Origin of the sequence: Novosphingobium sp. CCH12-A3 (assembly GCF_001556015.1) — a bacterium.
Lineage (GTDB): Bacteria > Pseudomonadota > Alphaproteobacteria > Sphingomonadales > Sphingomonadaceae > Novosphingobium > Novosphingobium subterraneum.
This window is the reverse complement of record NZ_LSIA01000136.1, coordinates 17,484-38,987: the sequence shown is the minus strand read 5'-3', so window position 1 is coordinate 38,987 and position 21,504 is coordinate 17,484. Positions and strand designations below refer to the sequence as shown.

Genomic DNA, 21,504 nt, shown 5'->3' with positions numbered 1-21,504 from the left:
GCCCAAGGTCGTGGTCATTCCGCCAAAGCCCAAGGCACCCAATGGCGCTTCGGACAACATCGCGGTTCCGCCAGCCGATGCCAATGGACTGCGCCAATCGCTGAACCGCAACATCTCGTCGGCCCAGATGGTGTGGAATCTTCGCTCGGCCTACAATGTGGCCGCGCTGAACTGCAACGCCCCGGTCCATGCCGACATCCTGCCCCGCTACAAGGCGTTCCTGACCACGCACAACAAGGTGCTGAACGCGATTAACAAGCGCCTCGATGTCGAATTCAAGGCCAAGTACGGTGCCAAGTTCATCGCTCCGCGTGAGGCTTACATCACGCAGGTGTATAACCACTATGCCCTGCCACCGACGCTTTCGGACTTCTGCGATGCCGTGATGGCGGTCAGCCGCGATGGTGCTGCCGTCAAGTCGGCCGATCTTGAGGCCTTCGCCGTGCGCAGCCTGCCCAATATCGAAGTCGTGTTCGACGACTTCTATCGTCGTTATGAGGTCTATCGCACGGATCTTGCCATCTGGCAGGCCCAGTACGGCAGCCTTGTCAATCCGCCGCAGCAGGCGGTGAAGATCACCGCGGCGCCTGTTCCGGACGGTACTGCCGCCGGGCACTGAGCCGGACTGGACAGGCAAAAAATTTCTTTTCAGTGGGGAGGCGCTGCGCTAATGGCGGCGCTCCCTGCGGTGAGCACACCGTGGGGCGATACCGGGAACGGGGCCGTAGCTCAGATGGGAGAGCGCGTCGTTCGCAATGACGAGGTCAGGGGTTCGATCCCCCTCGGCTCCACCAGGTATCACCGAACCGCCTGATATGGCAGGCGCCTCGCGGTTCGGCGTTACAAGCTCTCCATGAACGGGTAAAAGGCTCGCTTCCGGGGCGGCGTGTTGCATTTGCTCCGGGCCTGTCATTGGAAACAGTTACCCGCATGCATTTTCTCGATCAGGCCAAGATCTTCATCCGTTCAGGGCAGGGCGGCCCGGGCGCGGTCAGCTTCCGGCGCGAGAAGTATGTCGAATACGGCGGTCCCGACGGCGGCAACGGCGGCAAGGGCGGCGACATCATCTTCGAAGCCGTCACCGGCCTCAACACCCTGATCGACTTCCGCTACACCCAGCACTTCAAAGCCCAGCGTGGTGGCGGCGGCGCGGGCCAGAACCGGACTGGTGCGGGCGGCAACGACCTCGTCATCAAGGTGCCGGTCGGCACGCAGGTTCTCGACGACGATCGCGAGACCGTCCTGCTCGACATGACCGAAGTGGGTGTCCAGAAGGTTCTTCTGCGCGGCGGCGATGGCGGCCGGGGCAATGCCTCGTACAAGTCGTCGACCAATCGTGCGCCCCGCCAGCACGGTCCCGGTTGGCCGGGCGAGGAAATGTACGTCTGGCTCCGCCTGAAGCTTCTCGCAGACGCTGGCCTTGTCGGCCTGCCCAATGCGGGCAAGTCGACCTTCATCAACCAGATCACCAACACCAAGGCCAAGGTTGGCGATTACGCCTTCACCACGCTGCGTCCGCAACTGGGCGTCGTGCGCCATCGCAACCGCGAGTTCGTGTTGGCGGACATTCCCGGCCTGATCGAAGGCGCGGCCGATGGTGCAGGAATTGGCGACCGCTTCCTCGGTCATATTGAACGTTGCCGCGTGCTGATCCACCTCATCGACATCCACAGTGAAACCGATCCTGTCGAAGCCATGCAGATCGTCGAAGGGGAACTCGAAGCCTACGGTGCCGGGCTCGATGAAAAGCCCCGCCTGATCGCACTCAACAAGATCGATCTTGTCGATGCCGAACTGGTCAAGGCCTTCACCAAGGAACTGCGCGAGGCAGGCGCGAGCAAGGTCTATCCGATCTCCGGCGCGACCGGGAAGGGCATGGACGCCTTGCTCGATGCAGTCCTCGAACACCTGCCGCTCGCCACGGCAACCGAGCGGCCGACGGGCGAGGTGGAGGAAGAGGCTGACCAGAAGCCGTGGTCGCCGATCTGATCGCCCAAGCGCTCCGCCAGCGGGACTGACAGCCCTTCACGATCCGTCACAATTGCCCTAAGCGGCCCTCATGAAGATCAGCCAGCTTGCCCACCTGACCGACGCCTCTGCCTGTCCGCGCCTGGTGGTCAAGGTCGGTTCGGCGCTGCTCGTGGGCAAGGACGGTGCGCCGCGGCGTGAATGGCTGTCCGCGCTGGTTGCCGAAATAGCGGCGGCCCGCGCTGCCGGTCAGGAAGTCATCGTCGTCTCCTCCGGCGCAATTGCCCTGGGCGCCCGCAGGCTCGGCCTTGCCAAGGGTGGGCGCGGAAGTCTTTCCGATGCGCAGGCTGCGGCCTCGGTCGGCCAGATCGCGCTTGCAGGCCTGTGGGCCGAATTGCTTGCCGCACACGGGCTTGCTGCGGCACAAATCCTGCTGACGCTTGAGGATCTCGAAGACCGTCGCCGCTACCTTAACGTCACCGCTACGCTCGGGACGCTGCTGGCCGCAGGCGCGGTGCCGGTGATCAACGAGAACGATTCTGTCGCCACGCAGGAAATCCGCTTCGGCGATAACGACCGCCTTGCCGCCCGCGTCGGACAGGCAGCCGGGGCTTCGGGCGTCCTGCTGCTGTCCGATATCGACGGGCTGTATGACCGCGATCCCCGCCAACCCGGAGCCGTGCGCATTCCAGTGGTGAAGGGCGTGACGCCCGAAATTCATGCCATGGCGACAGGCGGTTCCTCCTCCGGCCTCGGATCGGGTGGCATGACGTCCAAGCTGCAGGCGGCAGAGATTGCCGAACTCGCAGGCATGGCACTTGCCATCATCGACGGTCAGCCCGTTTCGCCGATCCACGCTGCCCTGAGCGCCGATCGCGGTACGCTTTTCCTGCCGCGCGGCCGCAAGCAGGCGCGGAAGGCATGGCTGGGCGGACGCATGCGCATGCGCGGGAGCGTCCATGTCGATGCCGGTGCCGCTGCCGCTCTCGCGCGCGGCTCCAGCCTGCTTGCTGCCGGCATTCTGCAAGTCGAAGGCGATTTTCAGCGTGGCGATGCCATTGCCGTGATCGCACCCGATGGCCAAACGCTGGCGCGGGGGCTGTCGGAATATGACGCAGCCGAATGCCTCCGCCTCAAGGGCCATCACAGCCGCGAGCATGAGCAGATTCTTGGCTACGCTCCCCGCTCGGCACTGATCCATCGCGACCAGATGGTGCTGCTGTAATGGCGGCGGAACTGCTGGCGATTACCGGAGCCACCGGCTTCGTCGGCCAAGCCGTGCTCGACTACGCCGCCCGCGCCGGGATCGAGGTCCGCGCGCTTGCCCGCCGCCCGCAGGATGCCCGCGTCGGCGTCGAGTGGGTTCAGGGTGATCTGGGCGACAAGCGCGCGCTGCAGCGTCTCGTCGGACGTGCGAGCGTGGTCCTGCATATTGCCGGGGTGGTCAGCGCGCCGGATGAGCAGGGCTTCGAGGACGGCAACGTCTGGGGCACGCTGAATGTGGTCAATGCGGCGCTGGAAGCCGGCGTCCCGCGCTTTGTCCACGTCTCATCGCTCTCTGCGCGCGAGCCGGACCTGTCGATCTACGGCCGCTCCAAGTTGCGGGGCGAAAAGATCGTCAAGGCCAGCAGTCTCGACTGGACGGTGGTACGACCGCCCGCCGTCTACGGCCCGCGCGATACCGAGATGTTCGAGCTGTTCAAGCTCGCCCGCCGGGGCATCGTGCCGCTTCCGCCGCAAGGGCATCTCTCGATCATCCACGTCAACGACCTTGCGCGCCTGCTGCTCGCGCTGATTCCGGGCGGCGAGGACGTCACGCACCTGACCTTCGAGCCCGATGACGGCACCCCGGGAGGCTGGACCCACAACGATCTCGCCAAGGCCATCGGCATGGCGGTAAACCTCCCCGCCAGCATCCTGCGCCTTGGCGCCAAGCTTGACGCCACGTTCCGTGGAAAGGGCGCCAAGCTCACGCTCGATCGCGTCGGCTACATGTGTCACCCCGACTGGCGCGCCGGCGAGGGCAATCAGCCGCCTCCCGGACTCTGGCTGCCGCAGGTCGAAACGGCAATGGGCTTGCATGCCACCGCCGCGTGGTATCGCGAGGCCGGCTGGCTCAAATGAATGTCGGGGCCCGTGCGCACTGTTTGACAAGTTTGGTCTGACCCTCGTTTCCGAACCGGGATCTGCGCCAAAGACCACCCCGGCATCTTTCATGCGCGTGGCCAATTGACGAGACGGCTATCGCACTGCGCTTGCAGTCTCCGCGAAATAATGGTCACTTGTCATCTCGCGTCGGTCCCGGCGAAAGGAATACTGGATGTTCACCCTGTTCACGGTGATCGTCTATGCCTTGATTGCGGCTTTCATGTTTGCCGGCGGCCTTGGTACAGCGCTTTCCGGCGTCGAGGACCCTCAGTTCGGAGTTTCGTTCTGGATCGGCGCCGTCCTGATGGTGGTGTTCTTTCTCGGTACTCTTGTGCCGGGCATCGCAGTGATCGTGCGCCGCTTGCATGATCGCGACATGTCTGGCTGGTGGTATCTCGGTTTCATCGTGCTGGGCATGATCCCGTTCGTGGGTTGGATTGCCAGCATCGCTTTTCTCGTCATCCTGTGCCTGCCGGGCACCGCAGGCTTGAACCGCTTTGGCGATGATCCGAAGAACCCGGCTGGTTACGACGTGTTCGGCTGACCCAACGCAAGGGGCTTTCGCGATGAACTGGATGATCCTGCCCTATCGCCGCTATGCCGAATTCTCGGGGCGCTCTCGGCGCAGGGAGTACTGGAGCTTCGCGCTGTTCTATGTGTTGGTGATGATCGTGCTGAACGCGGTTTTCGGCACCAACGAGGTGACGCGAGGCGAGGGGGCGTTTGTCTATGGTTCCCGGCTCGTGGGGGCCGGGGGATGGATCGGCGGGTTGTTCTGGCTCGCCTCCATCGTTCCGGGCCTTGCCGTGTCGGTGCGGCGCCTTCACGATCAGGACCGCACGGGTTGGCTCCTGCTGCTTTGGCTCATTCCGTTGTTGGGCTGGTTCGCGTTGCTCGTCCTGATGTGCCTCGAGGGCACGCGCGGCCCCAACCGCTTCGGGCCTGATCCCAAGAACCCGACGCCTGCCGAGGTGTTCTCCTAAAGCTCGCGCAGCACCTGTGCCGGTCGGGTCCGCAGCAGCCCGATCGAGCCGGCGATCGCCAGCACCATCACCAACGCCACGCCAGCGCCCAGCACGCCAAGGATACGCGGCCAGTCGGGCAGCCAGTCGAACTCGAACAGCAGCACGATCACGCCCCACGCCACCCCCGTGCCCAGCACCAGCGCCACGCCCGCCAGAAGCGCGCTGAGCAGCCCGTATTCGGCCACGAGAAGCACCAGCAATTGCCTGCGGCTTGCTCCCAGCACGCGCAGGATGACGTTGTCGTAGGTCTTGCGTTCGCGCGCGGCGGCAATCGCGCCTGCCAGCACGGCCATCCCGGCAAGGATCGCCACGCTCGCCGCAGCAAGGATGGCCGCTCCCATCTGCGACAGGATCTCGCGCGCCTGACCCAGCACCGGCCCGATTTCGATCACCGAGCTTGAAGGCAGGGCCTTGACCAGCCCGCCAAGGATCGCTCGGCGCACGTCCGGTGTCTTCGCGCCTTCCGGCAGGCTGATCGTGGCCGCCAGATTGTGCGGAGCATCGGCAATGGCGTTGGGGCTGAAGACCAGCACATAGTTGAAGCCCATGTTCTCCCAGTCGATCCGGCGGAACGAGGCGATCTTCGCACTGCGCTCAACGCCAAGGATCGAGACCGCGATACGGTCGCCCAGCTTCAGCCCGAGCGCCTCGCGCAGGTCGTCGTCGACCGAAACCAATGGCTCGCCAGAATAGGCCTTGGGCCACCATTCACCTGCGGCGAGCACATTGCCTTCGGGCACTTCGTCGGCATAGGTCAGCCCGCGGTCGCCGCGCAGGGGCCAGGCATTCTCCGGAATTTCCTTGAGATCGGCGACCCGAGTCATCGCATCCGCTGGTCCATAGGCAACGATCGACCCGCGCAGGGCAGGGACCTTGCGGACTGCCGCATCAGGCGCGGCGCGCTGCACGATCCGGTCGAACTCCGCAGTCCTTCCCTGGGGCAAGTCGAGCACGAAGTAGTCGGGCGCCCGGTTCGGCACCCGCAGTGCGATGTTGCCGTCCAGACTGGTCTGTACGCCTGCCAGCAGAACGAAGGCGGCAAGCCCGAAGCCCAGTGCCACAACCAGCGCCGAAGTCTGCGCTCCCGGCCGATGCAGATTGGCCAGCGCCATCCGCGCAATCGCACCCCTGGGCCGGGGCAGCTTTGCCGCCAGCCGTTGCAGCCCCCAACCGAGCCCGCCAAGCCCGAGCGCGACCGGCAGCGCCGCGCCCTTCCAGCCGCCCGCCAACGGACTGACCCGCGCCCGCATCAGCGCCATCGCTGGAAAGGCCTTGGCCCGGGCCAAGGGCGGCGCGGCGAAAGTCAGCGCAATCAAGGCGCCATAGGCCGCTGCGATCGCCAGAGCGCCCCAATCAAGTACGAAGCCGGCCTCGATCGGCAGAAGGCCTTCCAGCGCCTTGCCGATCAACGGCGTGATGCTCACCCCGATCACCAGTCCGGCAAGAATCGCCAGAGACGCAGCGGCGGCCAGCTGCAGCAGATAGATCCGCGCAATGTCCCGGCTCGAAGCGCCGAGAATCTTGAGCGTCGCGATGCTCCCGCGCCGCGCTTCGAGGTAGGAGTTCACCCCGTTGCCGATGCCGATTCCGGCAATCGCCAGCGCCGCCAGCGCCACCAGCACCAGAAACTGCCCCATGCGCGAGACGAAGCGGTCCAACCCCGGCGAGGCCTTGTCGCGCGTCCGCACCTCATAGCCGGCCAGCGGAAACTGCGCCTTTATCCTCTCGCCGAGCGCCACAGCGTCGGCGCCCGCCGGCAGCCGTACGCGCAGCTTGGTCCGCACCATCGATCCCGGCTGCACCAGCTTCGAAGCATCGAGCGCTGCCTTGCTGACAATCACCGTCGGCCCCAGCGAAAAGCCCTCTGCCAGCCGATCCGGCTCGGACCCGATGACCCCGCCGACACGAAGCTCGACCTCGCCCACGCGCAGCTTGTCACCGATCTTTACGCCGAGCCGGTCCGCCACGCCCGGCGCAATCCATGCCGCCATGCCTTCCGGCGCGCCCGCCACCTTGCCGCCTTCCAGCGTGAACCGCCCGTAGAGCGGCCACTTGGCATCGACCGCCTTCAATTCGACAGGCGTCGTGCGCGTATCGTCATCCGGCACCCGCGCCATTGCCTGCAATCGCGCGCCTTCGGAAATGTCGCCCATCGCGGCGATGGCGGCCCGCTCCTCCGCCGAGGGCTGGCGCGCTGCCAGGGTGAATTCGAGATCTGCGCCCAGCATCTCCCGCCCGCGCGTCGCCAGTTCGCGCTCGATCGCGCCCGTCAGGGTGCCTATCGCCGAGAGCGCCGCCGTGCCCAGCACCAGGCAGACCAGCAACAGCCGCAAGCCCTTGAATCGCCAATCCAGCCCGCGTCGCGCCAACGCCCATGCGGCGCCCCACGAAAGGTTCACGAAGCCTTGTCCGAAGCGATCTGCCCATCGGCCAGCCGCACGATCCGCCTGCACCGTGCCGCCAGGGCTTCGTCATGGGTGACCATGATGAAGGTCGCACCGGCCTGCGCCGCGCGCGCGAACAGCAGGTCGGCCACCGCCTCGCCGGTCGCATGATCGAGATTGCCGGTCGGCTCGTCGGCAAACAGGATGGCAGGGCTCGGCGCGAGTGCCCGCGCAATCGCCACGCGCTGCTGCTCTCCGCCCGAAAGCTGCGCCGGATAGTGGTGCAGGCGATGGCCCAGCCCGACAGCCACCAATTCGGCTTCGGCCCGCGCCATGGCATCGGCCTGACCCGCCAGCTCCAGCGGCGTCGCCACGTTTTCCAGCGCGGTCATTGTCGGCAGAAGGTGGAAGGCCTGAAGCACGATGCCAATCCGCCCGCGCCGCGCGGCGGCCAGGCCGTCCTCGTCCAGTACAGTGAAATCAGCACCGGCCACATTGAGCGACCCGCCGCTTGCCCGCTCCAGCCCGGACAGGATCGCAAGCAGCGATGACTTGCCTGAACCCGATGGCCCCAGCAGCGCCAAGGTCTCGCCTGCTGCCACGGTCAGGTCGATGCCACGGAGGATTTGCACCTGCGCTTCCCCGGTGCCGAAAGAGAGGGTGACGGCGGATGCGGCGATTACCGGCGCTGATGAACTTGAAAGGGGGGTGCTTGTCACAGGCCTCACGTGGCATAGATTGGTTGCAGCGTGCAACCGGCACTTGGGGGCGCGCTAATGGAGTTTCAATGCGCCGCTTCGCTCATGCCGCCACCCTTGTTCTCGCCGCCTGCTCGCCAGAGAAGGCCCCCGAACCAGCTGCCACCCCTACCGCATCGGCATCCGCACAGGCGCCGGCACCGGTCCCGGCCGATGCCCCTGTCATACTGGCATTCGGCGACAGCCTTTACGCCGGCTACCAGCTCAACCCGGGTGAGGGCTATCCGCCGCGGCTGGAAGCGGCGCTCAATGCAGGGGGCGTGCCCGCCAAGGTCGTCAATGCGGGCGTCTCGGGCGATACGACTGCAGCGGCCCTCCAGCGCCTGCAGTTCACGCTCGATAACCAGCCGGTCAAACCCACCCTCGCGCTCGTCGGCCTCGGCGGCAACGACATGCTGCGCGGGCTGCCCCCGGCCGAGACGCGCGCCAACCTTGATGCGATCCTGACCGAGTTCGACAAGCGCGATATTCCGGTGGTGCTGACGGGAATGCTCGCCGCTCCAAATCTGGGCGCGGACTACCAGAAGCAATTCAACCCGATCTGGCCTGATCTCGCGAAGAAGCACAAGGCAGGCCTGGTCCCGTTCTTCCTTGCGCCCGTCCTCGGCAAAAAGGATCTGATGCTGGAAGACAATGTCCACCCGAACGCCCGAGGCGTCGACAAGATCGTCGCAGCGACAAGGGATCAGGTGGCAAAGGCGCTGAGAGCGGCCACGGTCAAGTAGCGATCAGAGCGGTTCGACCAATCCGTCGCGCACCGCCCACACGGCGCTGGACCCGGAAACTTCAGCAAATGGCGCCATCTCGGTGCCCGTCATCCACACTTGCGCCCCGCTTGATTCCAGCCGCTCGAACAGCGCCGTGCGCCGCACCGGATCGAGGTGCGCGGCAATCTCGTCGAGCAGCAGCAGGCGCGGGCGCTCGCCCGCCGTCAGTTCCGCATGGGCGAGGACAATGGCGATAAGCATCGCCTTCTGCTCACCCGTCGAACAATCGGCGGCGGGCGCGTTCTTCGCCGCCAGCGTCACGGCCAGGTCATCGCGATGCGGCCCGATCAGTGATCGCCCTGCCGCGCGATCCCGACGCCGCCCTTCGCGCAGCATGCTACGCAGCGCGTCCGCCTCGATCGGCACAGCGCTGGCATAGACCAGTGAAGGCCGCGCGAACGGCTGCTCCGGCACAGTCTCCAGCACGCGCCCGAGGGCTGCCACGAGTGCGGCCCGCGCCGCTGCCATGGCCGCACCGCTCTCGGCCATCTGCGCCTCGATCCCGTCAAGCCACAGCGGATCGGGTTCCGTCGGGTCGCCCAGCAGCCGGTTGCGCTCGCGCAGCGCCGTTTCATAGCGGGTCGCATTGCGCGCATGGCCCGGCTCGCGCGCCAGAACCAGCCGATCGAGAAACCGTCGGCGTGATCCGGCACTTTCGGCGAAAAGCCGGTCCATCGCCGGCGTCAGCCAGGTGATCGAAAGCCATTCCCCCAGCCGCGCCGCCGGCCCTTCTGCACCATTGATCCGCACCAGCCGGCGATTGGGAGCCTCGTGCGCGGTCGACGTGCCGATCTGCACTGCCCCGTCCTCGATTTCTGCCGCCACTGCGAACCCGCCAGACCCATCGCGTCCCGCCATCTCGGCCGGCTGCGCACGTCTGAGGCCGCGCCCCGGCGCCAGCAGGCTGATGGCTTCGAGCACATTGGTCTTGCCCGCGCCGTTCTCTCCCACCAGCACATTGAACGCGCGCATCCCTTCCAGCCGTGTCGCGGCATGGTTGCGAAAGTCGCGCAGGGTCAGGCGGGTGAGGGACATTGCTTTGAGGCGTTAGTGGGTTTGCGCGACAAGCGAAACCTCCAGTCTTGTCGCTCAGGCCCTCTCGCTCAAGTCTTGTCGCTCAGGCCATGCTTCTTCATGCAATGGCGCAACTGGTCGTAGGTCAGGCCCAGCGCCTTGGCTGTCTGGCGCTGATTGTAGCGGTTGCGGCCGAGATGGTGCTCCACGATCGCGCGCTCGTGCGCATCTACCGCCGCACGCAAGTCCGCCACGCTATCGAAATCTGCTGACGGCATGGCGCTCCGCACCGGCACTGCCCCCTCGCTCTCCGCCACTTCCGGCCGCATCGATGCCACCGGCTTCCACGGGCTCTCGAATGGATCGAACTGGACATGCCCGATGGGCTGGCTCCAGTCGTCCCAGCGATAGACGGCGCGCTCTACCACGTTGCGCAATTCGCGCACGTTGCCGGGCCAGAGGTACTCCTCCATGGCCTTCTGGACTGGACCTGTAAAGCCGGGCCAGGAATCCCAGTGCAGTTCCGCCGCCATGCGTCGCCCGAAGTAGTCGGCGAGAACTGCAATATCCCCTTCGCGCACGCGCAATGGGGGGAGGGTGATCACCTCGAAGCTCAGCCGGTCAAGCAGGTCGGCGCGGAAGCGGCCCTGGTCTGCCAGCTTCGGCAGGTCCTCGTTCGTTGCCGCGACAATGCGCACGTCCACGCGCACCGGCTTGCTCGACCCGATCCGCGTCACTTCGCCATATTCGACCGCGCGCAGCAGCCGCTCCTGCGCGCCCATCGACAGCGTGCCGAGTTCGTCCAGGAACAGCGTGCCCTTGTCGGCTTCTTCGAACCGCCCGGTCCGCGCCCGCGTCGCGCCGGTAAAGGCGCCTGCCTCGTGCCCGAACAACTCGGCCTCGATCAGGGTTTCGGGCAGGGCCGCGCAGTTCATCGTCACCAGCGGTTCCTGCCAGCGCGTGGAGAGGCGGTGGAGACGCTCAGCAATCAGTTCCTTGCCGGTCCCGCGCTCACCGATGACCAGCACCGGGCGGCGCATCGGCGCGGCGCGGCTGGCGCGTTCGACCGCGTCGAGGAACGCGCCCGATTGGCCGATGAACTGAACCTCCCTGTCCATGCTGCAGGTTTAGCGCATTTTCCCAAGTCTCGGCAAGAATTCCCAACATTAAAGAAAGGTGACGCACAAAAGTGGCGGAATTCCGGGCAAATCGCAGTTTGGCACACCCCTTGCTCTAACATGAACATCCGGCACCGAGCCGGCCCGAACTGACAAGTAACCTGCCGAAAGGTCACGAAAATGTACACCGCCCGCTTCTTCTCCACCTCGCTCGGCCGCGCCAGCCTCGCCAGCATTGGTGCGATGGTCGTGATGTGCTGTTTTGCCCTGACGCAGCAGGTGAACGCGGTTCCGACCGTCGTGGCTTCCACCGCCGCCATCACTGGTGAGCTGGCATGATGGCCGACGAACTCACCCCGATCCGCTCCGCACGCGACGAAGGTGGTCGCACCACCCGCCTCGATGCGGAACTGGATCGCCTGCGCAATTTCAGCAATGGTGGCGGCAATGGCCAATCCCGCCCCCTCTTCACTCCCGGAGCAAACCTGATGGGTATCTTTTCGCGGACGCGCGACATCATTGCAGCCAATTTCAACGACTTGCTTGATAAGGCCGACGATCCTGCCAAGATGATCCGGATGATCATCATGGAGATGGAGGAGACGCTGGTCGAAGTCCGCGCCTCGGCTGCCCGGACCATCGCCGATCAGAAGGAGATGGGCCGTCATGTGTCCAAGCTGGAACGCCTTCAGGCCGATTGGTCTGAAAAGGCCCAGCTCGCGCTGTCGAAGGACCGCGAGGACCTCGCCCGTGCCGCTCTGGTCGAGAAGAAGAAGGCCGCAGACATGGCCGACCAGCTCAAGACCGAGATCACCGTGCTCGACGATGCGATGCGCGCCTACGAGCAGGACATCGAAAAGCTGCAGACCCGCCTGCGCGAAGCCCGCAGCCGCCAGACCGCGATCGCCGCCCGCCTTGAAAGCGCCGAGAATCGCGTCCGCCTGCGGTCCTTGCTGGCCAGCGAACGCGTCGATGAAGCCATGGCGCGGTTCGATCAGCTGGAACGCCGCGTCGATTACGCCGAAGGCCGCGCCGATGCACTGAGCCTTGCCGACAACTCCAAGCCCAGCCTCGCGGACGAGATCGCCGCGCTCGCCGGGCAGGACAAGATCGACGAGGAGCTTGAAGCGATGAAGCGCCAGCTTGGAAAGGAAGGCTGAGCCATGGAAGACGTCGTTGCAATTGCTGCCATTTTCCTTGGTCTGCCGTGGATCATTTTCCACTACATCACCAAATGGAAAACTGCCGCCACGCTGACCAATGGCGATGAGGCGCTGCTGGAAGAGCTCTACCAACTCGCCCGCCGCCTCGATGAACGCATGGATACTGTCGAGCGCCTCGTCGCTGCCGACAATCCCGAATTCAGACCTGCACGCATCGTGCACGACCGCGAAACCGACAATCAGAAACTGCGCGAACTGGATCGCCTTTTCGCCGAACAGGGAAGGACCTCGAAGTGAACAGCCCCCGCACCCGCTTTTATCGCGACAAGGTCAATGGCAAGTTCATGGGCGTCTGCGCCGGAGTTGCCGATTACACCGGGGTCGACGTGCTCTGGGTCCGCCTCGGCTTCCTGATCCTGGCATGTTCGATGGGCTGGCCCTTCCTGGTCTACTTTGCCTTGGGCTTCCTTGCCAACAAGAAGCCTGCGAACCTCTACGGCGATCGGCAGGAGCAGCAGTTCTGGCAGCGTGTCCGCCAGTCGCCCGCCCGCACCGCCCGCGAAGTCCGCGCCGAATTCCGCGACATCGACCGCCGCCTGGCCGACGTCGAGAGCTTCTACGTCAATTCGAACCCGCGCCTCTCGGCCGAAATCGAGAAGCTGCGCTGAGAACACAACCGTCCTGAGGGGGACTGAACCATGGGACCTGACACACTGGGGCCGCTGATCCCAATCGCGGCTCTGATGATCCCGATCGTCGCGATCTGGACCAAGCACCGCACCAAGATTGCGGAGATGCAGATCAATGCGACGGCCGAACTGAGCGCCGAAAAGGCGGCCCAATACGCCCAGCACACCCGCGAACTCGAAGAACGCGTCCGCGTTCTGGAACGCATCGTCACCGACAAGGGCTTCGACACCGCCGCGCAGATCGAGGCGCTCCGCCGCGACAGCGCCGCACTGGAAGACCGGAGGGCGCAATGAACTGGGGTGGTCCCGAATTCGTCCTGGCGATCATCGCCATCTCCACTGGCGGCTGGGTGATCAACAACTGGATCCGCGCACGCCACGGCTATGCCCTTGAGGACGAATGGGGCGGCAAGACCGATCGCGCCGATCAGGAAGCCTATGCCAAGCTGCGCGAGGAGAACGCCTTCCTGCGCGACCAACTGGACAAGACGCACCAGCGCCTTGCCAACGTCGAAGCCATCGTCACCGACAGCGGCTTCGACGTCTCCCGCCAGATCGAGGCACTGCGCCCTGCTCAGGAGAAAGCGCAATGAACGAAGACGTCATCATGGTGCTGGTGTTCACGGTCATCGTCGTGCCGATCGTGCTCGGCGTCGGGGCCGACATCTACAAGCGTCGCCTCGCTTTCCGGGAACGCGAACTGGAACTGCTCTCGAAGCAGACGGCCGAGAAAGCCGCACAGTACGCTGCCCAGGCCGAACGCCTTGAACAGCGCGTCCGCGTGCTCGAACGCATCGCCACCGAAAACAATTCCGACCTCGCGCTGCAGATCGAGAACCTGCGCGAAGTCAAGGTCAACTGAGGACGCAACAAGTGGGCCCCGGATCAACCATCGTCGCGATCATCGCGATCATCGCCTTCGTCATCATCCGCACCAACCGGGATCGCTATCGTGCCGGCAGCATGCAGCAACCGCCGTTCGATCCCGCTTACACGGCCAGCCTCGAACGCGAAGTCTCGGACTTGCGCAAGCGGCTCGAAGTCCTCGAACGCATCGCTACCGACGAGGGCGAAACCCGCCGCCTGTCGCGCGAGATCGAATCCCTGCGCGACCGTTGATTTGCGAAAGGTAATTATAAGGGAGTTGCTGACATGACCCCGGATCTCGTCCTTTCCCTCTCCGGCCTCACAGGGCTTGCCATGGTCGCCCTGGCCGCCCTTCGCGGCTGGGACGGCTGGCTCGCCCTCAAGCGCATGGAACTCGAACGCGCCGATACGGGAGACGCCGGCAGCCTCATCGAACTTGCCGACATGCGCGAGCGCCTGCGCAAGCTTGAAGCCATTGCCTCGGGCGTCGACCTGTGAGCCGTCACACGGAAGGTGCAGCCAAGGCCGGCATCGGCCTCGGCTCGGCGATTGCCATCACCATTTCGTGGAGTCTGCACAAGTCCATCGTCTGGGCGCTGGTTCACGGCGTGCTCTCGTGGATCTACGTCATCTGGTACGCGCTCACGCGTCCGGGTGGCCTTTCGGGTTAGGTTGCGCGTGACCATGCTTCGACGAGCTCAGCATGAGCGGGATTTTGAGGAGCATTTCCCAACACAGCTCATCCTGAGCCTGTCGAAGGATGTTGTGCCCCCACGGGGTGTGGACGTCACATCCACCGCCCGCTAATGCGGGCCCATGCGCAGCCTTGAAGACATTCTCGAAGAGTACGAATTCCTCGATGGCGACGAGCGCTATCGGCTCCTGATCGAGTTGGGGCGCGAGCTTGAGGACATGCCCGATGCCCTCAAGACCGACGCCACGCTGGTGCGCGGCTGCTCGGCCAGCGTCTGGGTCTACCCCACGCAGGGTGAGGGCGGGAAGCTCCACTTTCTTGCCGATAGCAACGCCGCAATCACCAAGGGCATCGTCGCGCTTGTTCTCGCTGCTGTGCAAGACAAGCCCGCGGCAGACGTCGCCGCGACGGATATTGCCGAGGAACTCGCGCCCTTCGATCTGAAAAGGCAGCTCTCGTCCAACCGCACCCAGGGCGTACCCAACATGATCGCGCTGGTTCGCGAGCACGCCGCGCGCATCGCCGCCACGGCCTGACGGCAGGGCAGGGAACTTGCGCCGCCACCTCTATCTCGCTGGCGGCGTGATCAGCGTGGCCTTGGGCGCGGTCGGGGCATTCCTCCCGATCCTGCCAACAGTCCCCTTCCTGCTCCTTGCCACCTTCTGCTTTGCCCGCTCGAATCCCGCGTGGGAGCAGCGTCTGCTAAATCACCCGCGTTACGGCCCGCCCTTGCGTCAATGGCGGGACCGCCGCGCGATCTCGCGCAAGGCCAAGACCGGCGCGCTGATCGCGATGGGTGCAGGGGTGGTTCTGACCGGGGTGACCGCGGGGTGGCCCTGGGTCCTGATCCCGGCTGTGGTCATGGGTGTGACCGGCACCTGGATCTGGACACGCGCGGAATAGTCCCTGCCATCTGTTCCACTTTTGTTCCAAATCCGATAGAGTTGTGGTGGACTCGAACGGATTGGATGTGAACGATGATTTCCCTGACTGTCGGCCCGGCTGGAACTGACATCGGTTGGCTTGACTGGACCGCCTCGGTGCTCGCTGCCTTGGCATGGCCAGTCTCGGCGCTGGTCATCGCCCTGATTTTCCGCCGCCCCCTGCTGGCGCTGCTAGCCCGTCTCGACGAACTGAGCTGGGGCGACAAGTCTGCCCGTTTCGCACAGCGGCTGGACCGCCTCGAATCCGAAGCCAGCCCCGCGCCGCCCGGGCCTGAAGGCCCCGAGATCGCCCTGACCGGCGATCACGCCCGCTTCCTCAAGCTGCTCGATCTCTCGCCCGGAGCGGCCGTGCTCGATTCCTGGGCGGGGGTAGAGGACGCGCTGCAATCGCTCGCCATCGAGCATGCCCTTGCCGCCCCCGATGTGTCAGAGGCGGGCCGAACCCTGCAGAAGCGCGGCGTCCTTCCCGCGCGCACCGTTGGCATGATCGAGGACATGCGCGCGCTTCGCAACGCCGCCGCGCACGATCAGGCGATTTCCGTCTCCGACGCCCTGCGCTTCCGCAACCTGGCCAAAGGCGTTTTGAACGAGATCAGGCTGGCTTAAAGCTTCGTTCCACCAGAGCTATCGTGTTGCGCCACCAGCTTTCGGCAGTCACACCGCCGACAAGAGCGGAGTAAACATAAAGGAGAAGGAGACTTGCATCACTTCCCTGCTCGCCGGTTACGGCAATGAGCGCAGGGAATGACACGAATCCAAGTATTACTCCGACTACGACATGCGCACGCTTCGTGTACCGCCCTGTATGTCTGAGAAGGAGGCTTATTGGCACTCCGATCAGAAGGCTTACGCCCGTTATCACGGCAGAGATGGAAGCAAGTGCGATTACAAAGACGTATATCGTTGCCAAGGCTTGGGTCGGCTCACCCGTGACCAAACCGCCTATCAAGATCACGACGGCGAAAAGAAAAGGCAAGAAACTTGCAGTCAGAACTCCTGCCCATGTCGCACGCAGGAACGGACCAAAGTACCGCCTCAATCCACCGCCTCCCGCAGCACCGCAATCCCCTGCTCGCGCTGCGCCCGCAGCTCCTTCTTCAGCACTTGGGGATCGCGCGCGAAGATGAAGCCGAAGCTTACCCCGCCTTCCTTGCCGATGGTTGCGTGGTGCAGCTTGTGCGCCTGCACCAACCGCTTGGCGTAGCCTTTCTTCGGCACCCAGCGGAACCAGCGCTGGTGCACCAGCCCGTCGTGAACCAGGGTGTAGATCGCGCCATAGGCCATCACGCCAAGGCCGATGAACGTCGCCGGCCACCAGGCATCGGCGCCCATCACTAGCGGGCTGCCGATCATGAAGAAGCTGATCGAGATGGCGGCACCGACCACCGCATAGAGGTCGTTCTTCTCGAAGAAGCCGTCGTGCGGCTCGTGGTGATCGCGATGCCAGCCCCAGCCGAAACCGTGCATCACGTACTTGTGGCTCGACCACGCCACGAATTCCATGATCAGCACCGTGGCGATGATGATGAGCAAGGCAACAAGCGTCTGCATGGCGCCCCTTTACACCGATGCCTTTCGCCTAGCGACACATTCTTACACTTTGCCCGAAAGTCGCGACGGCTCGTTTTTCTGGTGTTCAGGCGCTGGGGGGCAGTTTGTCCTCACAGACCAATGAGGAGCTTTTCCCATGCGCAAGACCGTTATCGCCGTTGTCCTTTCCGCCCTTGTCGCAGGCGTCGCCACTCCGGCGCTGGCGCACGACAATGACCGTTACCGTGGCGGCAATCGCGTCGAGGCGTCCTATCTGACGCCATCGCGCAATGCCGATGTGCGCCGTGACATCTGGGAGCTTGATAGCCGCATCGACCGTGCGCAGGCCAACCGCGCCATCTCAGTCCACGAAGCGAAGGGCCTGCGTCGTGAGTTGCGCGATCTCAAGACAACCTACACGCGCTTTGCCAATCGCGGCCTTTCGCCAGCGGAATACCACTCGCTCCAGAACCGGGTCGCCGGCATCCATCAGCGCCTCCATGCTGAAAAGTGGGACCGTGACGGTCGCCGTGGCTGAACTCGATCACCGGTTGGCGGATAATACCCAGAAGGCGTAACAAAATTACGCCGACGCGCCTCTTGGCCCGCCCTTTCCTGCTTGAATTGCGGGAAGGGCGGGCCTAACCGCTTGCACCATGTCGAACACCGCAGCACCCCGCACGCTCTACCAGAAGATCTGGGACGCCCACGTTGTCGAACAGCGCGATGATGGCACCGCGCTCATCTACATCGACCGCCACCTCGTCCACGAAGTGACCAGCCCGCAGGCGTTCGAGGCCCTGCGCGCGGCAGGCCGCAAGGTGCGCCGCCCCGATCTTACGCTCGCCGTGCCTGACCATAACCTGCCCACCACCGCGCGCCGCACCGCCGATGGCCAGCGCGTGCCCATTGCCGATCCGGAAAGCGCGCAGCAGCTCGAAGCGCTCGAGCGCAACGCACCCGCTTTCGGCATCCGCTACATCGGCGATGCTGATGCGGAACAGGGCATCGTCCACGTCGTCGGGCCAGAGCAGGGCTTCTCGCTCCCCGGCGCCACCATTGTCTGCGGTGACAGCCATACCGCCTGCCACGGCGGCCTCGGCGCGCTGGCCTTCGGCATCGGCACCAGCGAGGTCGAGCATGTGCTCGCCACGCAAACCCTGTTGCTCAAGCAGTCGAAGTCGATGGAAGTCCGCGTCGAAGGCACGCTGATGCCCGGCGTTACTGCCAAGGATGTTGTCCTGCACATCACCGGCGTGCTGGGTGCGGCTGGCGGCACCGGTTCGGTCATCGAATACACGGGCCAGGTCATCCGCGACCTTTCCATCGAAGGCCGCCTGACCATCTCCAACATGGCGATCGAGCACGGCGCCCGTGCCGGCCTGTGCGCGCCCGATGAAAAGACCTTCGCCTACCTCAAGGGCCGGCCTTATGCGCCGAAGGGTGAGGATTGGGACAAGGCCGTCGCCTGGTGGAAGAGCCTCGCGACCGACCCCGGCGCCACTTACGACAAGGTCGTGGTGATCGACGCCAAGGACATTGCCCCTTCGGTTACCTGGGGCACCAGCCCGGAAGACGTCCTGCCGATCAGCGGCCTCGTCCCGGCGCCGGAAAGCTTCGCCGATCCATCCAAGCAGGAAGCCGCCAAGGCCAGCCTCGCCTACATGGGACTGACCCCGGGCCAGCGCATGGAAGACGTCGAGGTGCAGAACATCTTCATCGGCTCATGCACCAACAGCCGCATCGAGGACATGCGTGCCGCCGCCGCGATCCTGAAAGGTCGCAAGAAGGCCGACAACGTCAAGTGGGCGATCGTCGTCCCCGGTTCCGGCCTCGTCAAGAAGCAGGCCGAGGACGAAGGGCTTGACCGCATCTTCACCGAAGCGGGCTTCGAATGGCGTGAACCGGGCTGTTCGGCCTGTCTCGGCATGAACCCGGACAAGGTGCCAGCAGGCGAACGCTGCGCCTCGACCTCGAACCGCAACTTCGTCGGCCGCCAGGGCCCTGGCTCCCGCACGCACCTTGTCAGCCCCGCGATGGCCGCTGCCGCTGCCGTCACCGGCCGGTTGACCGACGTGCGCAAGCTGATCGGCTGACGCAGCCCGTGGCAGGCCTTCCGACAGCCGCGCTCCAGCTCGCCGGGTTCCTCATGGCCCACGCGTTCTGGACGGCGTCGGACCTGCCGCCCGGCGGCCATTACCAGCCGCAATCGCTGTGCATGCGCGCCGATGGCAGCCGCCAGCTTCAGACCTTCGACGGCGCCAGCCCCAAGGATCAGGACGCTGCCGCCCGGGCCTTCATCGGTGGCGGTGCAGCCCAGTGGCCCGATTGCGCCATTGCCCGGCAGGTCAAGGTCGACACGCCCACGGGCGAGGTCGATGCCCTGGTGATAGACGTCGTCCAGTACGGCGGCAGCGTGATGACCGTCGTGCAGGCCTTCCGTCCCGGCCCGCAGGACTTCCGCTTGCTGGGTGACGAACTCATGCTCGGCGATAACGGCCCGCTCCCGCCGCTCCCCGCTGCCCAGGCAGCCGCCGCCATGCGCGAAGGCGCGCTTGATCACACTGGCCTTGGCGACAAGTGGCAGCAATGGGAAGCAGGGCGCGATCCCGTGAGCCCGCTGGTCCAGAAATAGGCCTCTTCCAACCCCCTGAAGCCCGCTCATGCTGAGCTTGTCGAAGCATCCGGCACAGCGGCGGCGCGGGCACCCTTCGACAGGCTCAGGGTGAGCGGATTTGGGAGGGCAGAAGCGTCCTCCACCCAATTTACAACGCCCCGCTCGAAGCTTAGCCTCACTCCAAACCAAGGAGGGGTGATCCATGGACATGATCAAGGGCGTGCGCGTGCCCGAACGCGTCTATCGCGGCGTGCTTTGGGCCGTTTCCATCGTCTTCGCCGGCTTCATCATCGGCTTTGGCAACCTCGTCATCGGCGACCTGCCGATGGTCGAAAGCCAGGTCTACGCCGCGCCCGCTGATGACACCCCGGCCATTCGCGAATTGCGCGACGAGATCCGCAGGATTGGCGACAGCAAGACCGCCATCGACGACAAGCTCGAGATACAGCGCCTCCAGCTCGAACAGGCGCAGCGTGCCTCGGGCACCGCGAACGAGACGTTCAAGGCCTGGATCGCCGCCCGTACCGCCACGACCAATCCGGCGCAGGACCCCGAAGTTCTCGCCCGCACCCGTGAGCTTGAACAGCTGAAGGCCAACGAACGCAGCATCCAGCAGGCAATCGCCAATCTCGAGAATGAGCGCGCCCCGCTTGACCAGCGCGAAAGCACGCTGCGGCTGCGCGAAAACCAGCTGATCTCCGACGCCATTCCGGCGCAGGAGCGCGCGATATTCTGGCAGGAACTACGGGTCTTCGGCCTGCGGCTGCTCATCACCCTGCCGATGCTGGCGGTCGCCGCGTGGATGGTGGTGAAGAAGCGCAAGAGCGATCACTGGCCACTGATGCGCGGCTTCGTGCTCGCTGCAGTCTTCGTGTTCTTTGTGGAACTTGTGCCTTACCTGCCCAGCTACGGCGGCTACATCCGTTACGCCGTGGGCATCGTCCTGACCTTCGCGGCGGGTCACTTCCTGATCAAGAACATGCGCGCCTATCTTGCCCACCGTCAGGAAGTGGAGGCGCAAGCCGAGAAGGAGCGCCGCGCCCGGGTCAGCCATGACGAGGCCTTCAAGAAGATGGCCGCGAAGGTCTGCCCCGGCTGTGACCGCCCGATTTCGACCACCGGCGATGCCGAAGCCAACTTCTGCGTTCACTGTGGCATGACCCTGTTCGACCACTGCCACAGCTGCAACACCCGCAAGATGGCCTTCTTCCGCTTCTGCATGACGTGCGGCACGCCTGCGAAGGATGAGGTAGCCGGGAACGACCTCACTCCAGCGCCCGCGTGACCGACCGGAAGTCGTCCTTCGCGCCCGTTGCCGATCCACACACGCGGGTGCTTATCCTTGGAAGTCTCCCGGGTGAAGCCAGCCTCGCCGCCGCGCGCTACTATGCCAACCCGCGCAACCAGTTCTGGCGGTTGGTCGGAGCGGTGATCGACGTCGATCTTGTCGCGCAGGACTATGAAAGCCGCCTCGAAACCCTGCTCGCACATCGCATCGGCCTGTGGGATTCGATCGGGTCGGCCACGCGTTCGGGCAGCCTCGATACCGCCATTCGCGATGTCGCGCCCAATGCGCTGGCCGCTCTAGCCGCCTCGCTCCCGCACCTGCGATGTATCGCCTTCAACGGTGCCAAGTCCGCCAGCGTCGGCACGCCGCAACTGGTCGGGGCCGGGGCATTCGCGCTCCTGCGCCTGCCTTCCAGCAGCCCGGCCCATGCCTCGCTCACCTTCGAGGCAAAGCTTGGCGAGTGGACGAAGCTGCGGAAATTCCTCGTCTGAGCCTTGCAATCGCAGAACGCCCGGCCAATCTTGGCGTCA

Annotated in this window: 30 protein-coding genes and 1 tRNA gene; 26 read left to right on the top strand and 5 right to left on the bottom strand. The window is 64.9% G+C overall.

The window, feature by feature from the left end:
- The 7 genes from AX703_RS27900 to AX703_RS10875 all read left to right on the top strand — a co-directional run.
- On the top strand, positions 1-619 hold a 619-nt coding region (locus AX703_RS27900; RefSeq protein WP_197423676.1), incomplete at its 5' end, for a hypothetical protein.
- A 99-nt stretch (positions 620-718) separates the two neighbouring features.
- Positions 719-794 (top strand) — tRNA-Ala (locus tag AX703_RS10900).
- Between the two features lie 136 nt (positions 795-930).
- Entirely contained in the window at positions 931-1,989 is a 1,059-nt protein-coding gene (gene obgE, locus AX703_RS10895; protein ID WP_039337324.1) for a GTPase ObgE, read from the top strand.
- A gap of 70 nt (positions 1,990-2,059) precedes the next feature.
- Positions 2,060-3,193, top strand: a complete 1,134-nt coding sequence (gene proB, locus AX703_RS10890) for a glutamate 5-kinase (protein WP_039337326.1) — start codon at positions 2,060-2,062, stop codon at positions 3,191-3,193.
- Positions 3,193-4,092, top strand: a complete 900-nt coding sequence (locus tag AX703_RS10885; RefSeq protein WP_062343988.1) for an NAD(P)-dependent oxidoreductase — start codon at positions 3,193-3,195, stop codon at positions 4,090-4,092. Before proB ends, AX703_RS10885 begins: the two co-directional genes overlap by 1 nt.
- 196 nt (positions 4,093-4,288) lie before the next feature.
- Complete coding sequence (locus AX703_RS10880) at positions 4,289-4,660, top strand: DUF805 domain-containing protein (RefSeq protein ID WP_082734532.1); 372 nt, start codon at positions 4,289-4,291, stop codon at positions 4,658-4,660.
- Between the two features lie 22 nt (positions 4,661-4,682).
- Entirely contained in the window at positions 4,683-5,099 is a 417-nt protein-coding gene (locus AX703_RS10875; protein WP_062343984.1) for a DUF805 domain-containing protein, read from the top strand.
- Here the strand turns inward: AX703_RS10875 and AX703_RS10870 are convergent.
- The gene (locus tag AX703_RS10870; protein ID WP_062343981.1) at positions 5,096-7,540 is read right to left on the bottom strand and encodes an ABC transporter permease; all 2,445 of its coding nucleotides are present in this window, start codon (positions 7,538-7,540) and stop codon (positions 5,096-5,098) included. The two genes, AX703_RS10875 and AX703_RS10870, sit on opposite strands and share 4 nt — an antisense overlap.
- Positions 7,537-8,244: an ABC transporter ATP-binding protein gene (locus AX703_RS10865; protein WP_062343979.1), complete on the bottom strand. Its 708-nt coding sequence runs from the start codon at positions 8,242-8,244 to the stop codon at positions 7,537-7,539. Before AX703_RS10865 ends, AX703_RS10870 begins: the two co-directional genes overlap by 4 nt.
- A 68-nt stretch (positions 8,245-8,312) precedes the next feature.
- Between AX703_RS10865 and AX703_RS10860 the strand changes: the two genes are divergently transcribed.
- A complete protein-coding gene (locus AX703_RS10860; RefSeq protein WP_062343971.1) occupies positions 8,313-9,008 on the top strand; it encodes an arylesterase in 696 nt (231 codons plus the stop codon).
- Between the two features lie 3 nt (positions 9,009-9,011).
- Here AX703_RS10860 and recF read toward each other — a convergent pair whose 3' ends face one another.
- Positions 9,012-10,085: a DNA replication/repair protein RecF gene (gene recF / locus AX703_RS10855; RefSeq protein WP_039337337.1), complete on the bottom strand. Its 1,074-nt coding sequence runs from the start codon at positions 10,083-10,085 to the stop codon at positions 9,012-9,014.
- A 68-nt stretch (positions 10,086-10,153) separates the two neighbouring features.
- Entirely contained in the window at positions 10,154-11,182 is a 1,029-nt protein-coding gene (gene pspF, locus AX703_RS10850; protein ID WP_062343970.1) for a phage shock protein operon transcriptional activator, read from the bottom strand.
- A gap of 180 nt (positions 11,183-11,362) precedes the next feature.
- Between pspF and AX703_RS27895 the strand changes: the two genes are divergently transcribed.
- From AX703_RS27895 to AX703_RS10795, 13 genes are all read left to right on the top strand, one after another.
- Positions 11,363-11,521: a hypothetical protein gene (locus AX703_RS27895; protein ID WP_169745747.1), complete on the top strand. Its 159-nt coding sequence runs from the start codon at positions 11,363-11,365 to the stop codon at positions 11,519-11,521.
- Positions 11,521-12,342, top strand: a complete 822-nt coding sequence (gene pspA, locus AX703_RS10845) for a phage shock protein PspA (RefSeq protein ID WP_062343998.1) — start codon at positions 11,521-11,523, stop codon at positions 12,340-12,342. Before AX703_RS27895 ends, pspA begins: the two co-directional genes overlap by 1 nt.
- Positions 12,343-12,345: 3 nt before the next feature.
- Positions 12,346-12,642 carry an envelope stress response membrane protein PspB gene (pspB, locus tag AX703_RS10840; RefSeq protein ID WP_039337340.1) on the top strand — a complete coding sequence of 99 codons (297 nt, stop codon included), beginning with the start codon at positions 12,346-12,348 and terminating at the stop codon, positions 12,640-12,642.
- Entirely contained in the window at positions 12,639-13,013 is a 375-nt protein-coding gene (gene pspC, locus AX703_RS10835; protein ID WP_039337341.1) for an envelope stress response membrane protein PspC, read from the top strand. Before pspB ends, pspC begins: the two co-directional genes overlap by 4 nt.
- Positions 13,014-13,043: 30 nt before the next feature.
- Positions 13,044-13,328 (top strand): hypothetical protein, encoded by a 285-nt coding sequence (locus tag AX703_RS10830; protein ID WP_039337342.1) that lies wholly within the window; start codon positions 13,044-13,046, stop codon positions 13,326-13,328.
- Positions 13,325-13,627: a hypothetical protein gene (locus tag AX703_RS10825; RefSeq protein WP_039337344.1), complete on the top strand. Its 303-nt coding sequence runs from the start codon at positions 13,325-13,327 to the stop codon at positions 13,625-13,627. Before AX703_RS10830 ends, AX703_RS10825 begins: the two co-directional genes overlap by 4 nt.
- Positions 13,624-13,896, top strand: a complete 273-nt coding sequence (locus AX703_RS10820; RefSeq protein ID WP_062343968.1) for a hypothetical protein — start codon at positions 13,624-13,626, stop codon at positions 13,894-13,896. Before AX703_RS10825 ends, AX703_RS10820 begins: the two co-directional genes overlap by 4 nt.
- An 11-nt stretch (positions 13,897-13,907) precedes the next feature.
- A complete protein-coding gene (locus AX703_RS10815; protein ID WP_039337349.1) occupies positions 13,908-14,153 on the top strand; it encodes a hypothetical protein in 246 nt (81 codons plus the stop codon).
- 33 nt (positions 14,154-14,186) lie between these two features.
- Positions 14,187-14,399, top strand: coding sequence for a hypothetical protein (locus AX703_RS10810; RefSeq protein WP_039337351.1), 213 nt, complete (start codon positions 14,187-14,189; stop codon positions 14,397-14,399).
- Positions 14,396-14,572: a hypothetical protein gene (locus AX703_RS27890; protein ID WP_196276787.1), complete on the top strand. Its 177-nt coding sequence runs from the start codon at positions 14,396-14,398 to the stop codon at positions 14,570-14,572. Before AX703_RS10810 ends, AX703_RS27890 begins: the two co-directional genes overlap by 4 nt.
- A 145-nt stretch (positions 14,573-14,717) precedes the next feature.
- Positions 14,718-15,131: a SufE family protein gene (locus AX703_RS10805; RefSeq protein WP_039337353.1), complete on the top strand. Its 414-nt coding sequence runs from the start codon at positions 14,718-14,720 to the stop codon at positions 15,129-15,131.
- A gap of 16 nt (positions 15,132-15,147) precedes the next feature.
- Positions 15,148-15,498, top strand: a complete 351-nt coding sequence (locus AX703_RS10800; RefSeq protein WP_039337354.1) for a YbaN family protein — start codon at positions 15,148-15,150, stop codon at positions 15,496-15,498.
- A gap of 74 nt (positions 15,499-15,572) precedes the next feature.
- Positions 15,573-16,145, top strand: a complete 573-nt coding sequence (locus tag AX703_RS10795) for a hypothetical protein (RefSeq protein ID WP_062343966.1) — start codon at positions 15,573-15,575, stop codon at positions 16,143-16,145.
- Positions 16,146-16,574: 429 nt separating this feature from the next.
- Here AX703_RS10795 and AX703_RS10790 read toward each other — a convergent pair whose 3' ends face one another.
- The gene (locus AX703_RS10790) at positions 16,575-17,090 is read right to left on the bottom strand and encodes a sterol desaturase family protein (protein ID WP_062343964.1); all 516 of its coding nucleotides are present in this window, start codon (positions 17,088-17,090) and stop codon (positions 16,575-16,577) included.
- Between the two features lie 136 nt (positions 17,091-17,226).
- On the opposite strand from AX703_RS10790, the gene AX703_RS10785 reads away from it, so the two are divergent.
- The 5 genes from AX703_RS10785 to AX703_RS10765 all read left to right on the top strand — a co-directional run bounded on the left by AX703_RS10785 (position 17,227) and on the right by AX703_RS10765 (position 21,465).
- The gene (locus AX703_RS10785) at positions 17,227-17,607 is read left to right on the top strand and encodes a hypothetical protein (protein WP_062343962.1); all 381 of its coding nucleotides are present in this window, start codon (positions 17,227-17,229) and stop codon (positions 17,605-17,607) included.
- A gap of 118 nt (positions 17,608-17,725) precedes the next feature.
- The gene (gene leuC, locus AX703_RS10780) at positions 17,726-19,165 is read left to right on the top strand and encodes a 3-isopropylmalate dehydratase large subunit (protein ID WP_039337363.1); all 1,440 of its coding nucleotides are present in this window, start codon (positions 17,726-17,728) and stop codon (positions 19,163-19,165) included.
- An 8-nt stretch (positions 19,166-19,173) separates the two neighbouring features.
- Positions 19,174-19,704 carry a hypothetical protein gene (locus AX703_RS10775; protein WP_062780389.1) on the top strand — a complete coding sequence of 177 codons (531 nt, stop codon included), beginning with the start codon at positions 19,174-19,176 and terminating at the stop codon, positions 19,702-19,704.
- 184 nt (positions 19,705-19,888) lie between these two features.
- Positions 19,889-20,971 carry a zinc ribbon domain-containing protein gene (locus AX703_RS10770; protein ID WP_231735489.1) on the top strand — a complete coding sequence of 361 codons (1,083 nt, stop codon included), beginning with the start codon at positions 19,889-19,891 and terminating at the stop codon, positions 20,969-20,971.
- Entirely contained in the window at positions 20,968-21,465 is a 498-nt protein-coding gene (locus tag AX703_RS10765) for a DNA-deoxyinosine glycosylase (protein ID WP_039337367.1), read from the top strand. Before AX703_RS10770 ends, AX703_RS10765 begins: the two co-directional genes overlap by 4 nt.
- Positions 21,466-21,504: the final 39 nt, after the last annotated feature.

What these genes read in the sequence shown, in the direction of transcription:
- AX703_RS10805 (WP_039337353.1), top strand. Translation starts at nt 14,718, where the DNA reads ATGCGCAGCCTTGAAGACATTCTCGAAGAGTACGAATTCCTCGATGGC.
- AX703_RS27895 (WP_169745747.1), top strand. Translation starts at nt 11,363, where the DNA reads ATGTACACCGCCCGCTTCTTCTCCACCTCGCTCGGCCGCGCCAGCCTC.
- AX703_RS10880 (WP_082734532.1), top strand. Translation starts at nt 4,289, where the DNA reads ATGTTCACCCTGTTCACGGTGATCGTCTATGCCTTGATTGCGGCTTTC.
- AX703_RS10770 (WP_231735489.1), top strand. Translation starts at nt 19,889, where the DNA reads ATGGACATGATCAAGGGCGTGCGCGTGCCCGAACGCGTCTATCGCGGC.
- proB (WP_039337326.1), top strand. Translation starts at nt 2,060, where the DNA reads ATGAAGATCAGCCAGCTTGCCCACCTGACCGACGCCTCTGCCTGTCCG.
- leuC (WP_039337363.1), top strand. Translation starts at nt 17,726, where the DNA reads ATGTCGAACACCGCAGCACCCCGCACGCTCTACCAGAAGATCTGGGAC.
- AX703_RS10785 (WP_062343962.1), top strand. Translation starts at nt 17,227, where the DNA reads ATGCGCAAGACCGTTATCGCCGTTGTCCTTTCCGCCCTTGTCGCAGGC.
- recF (WP_039337337.1), bottom strand. Translation starts at nt 10,085, where the DNA reads ATGTCCCTCACCCGCCTGACCCTGCGCGACTTTCGCAACCATGCCGCG.
- AX703_RS10885 (WP_062343988.1), top strand. Translation starts at nt 3,193, where the DNA reads ATGGCGGCGGAACTGCTGGCGATTACCGGAGCCACCGGCTTCGTCGGC.
- AX703_RS10820 (WP_062343968.1), top strand. Translation starts at nt 13,624, where the DNA reads ATGAACGAAGACGTCATCATGGTGCTGGTGTTCACGGTCATCGTCGTG.
- AX703_RS10825 (WP_039337344.1), top strand. Translation starts at nt 13,325, where the DNA reads ATGAACTGGGGTGGTCCCGAATTCGTCCTGGCGATCATCGCCATCTCC.
- AX703_RS10830 (WP_039337342.1), top strand. Translation starts at nt 13,044, where the DNA reads ATGGGACCTGACACACTGGGGCCGCTGATCCCAATCGCGGCTCTGATG.
- pspB (WP_039337340.1), top strand. Translation starts at nt 12,346, where the DNA reads ATGGAAGACGTCGTTGCAATTGCTGCCATTTTCCTTGGTCTGCCGTGG.
- AX703_RS10790 (WP_062343964.1), bottom strand. Translation starts at nt 17,090, where the DNA reads ATGCAGACGCTTGTTGCCTTGCTCATCATCATCGCCACGGTGCTGATC.
- AX703_RS10795 (WP_062343966.1), top strand. Translation starts at nt 15,573, where the DNA reads ATGATTTCCCTGACTGTCGGCCCGGCTGGAACTGACATCGGTTGGCTT.
- AX703_RS10860 (WP_062343971.1), top strand. Translation starts at nt 8,313, where the DNA reads ATGCGCCGCTTCGCTCATGCCGCCACCCTTGTTCTCGCCGCCTGCTCG.
- pspA (WP_062343998.1), top strand. Translation starts at nt 11,521, where the DNA reads ATGGCCGACGAACTCACCCCGATCCGCTCCGCACGCGACGAAGGTGGT.
- AX703_RS10875 (WP_062343984.1), top strand. Translation starts at nt 4,683, where the DNA reads ATGAACTGGATGATCCTGCCCTATCGCCGCTATGCCGAATTCTCGGGG.
- AX703_RS10810 (WP_039337351.1), top strand. Translation starts at nt 14,187, where the DNA reads ATGACCCCGGATCTCGTCCTTTCCCTCTCCGGCCTCACAGGGCTTGCC.
- obgE (WP_039337324.1), top strand. Translation starts at nt 931, where the DNA reads ATGCATTTTCTCGATCAGGCCAAGATCTTCATCCGTTCAGGGCAGGGC.
- pspF (WP_062343970.1), bottom strand. Translation starts at nt 11,182, where the DNA reads ATGGACAGGGAGGTTCAGTTCATCGGCCAATCGGGCGCGTTCCTCGAC.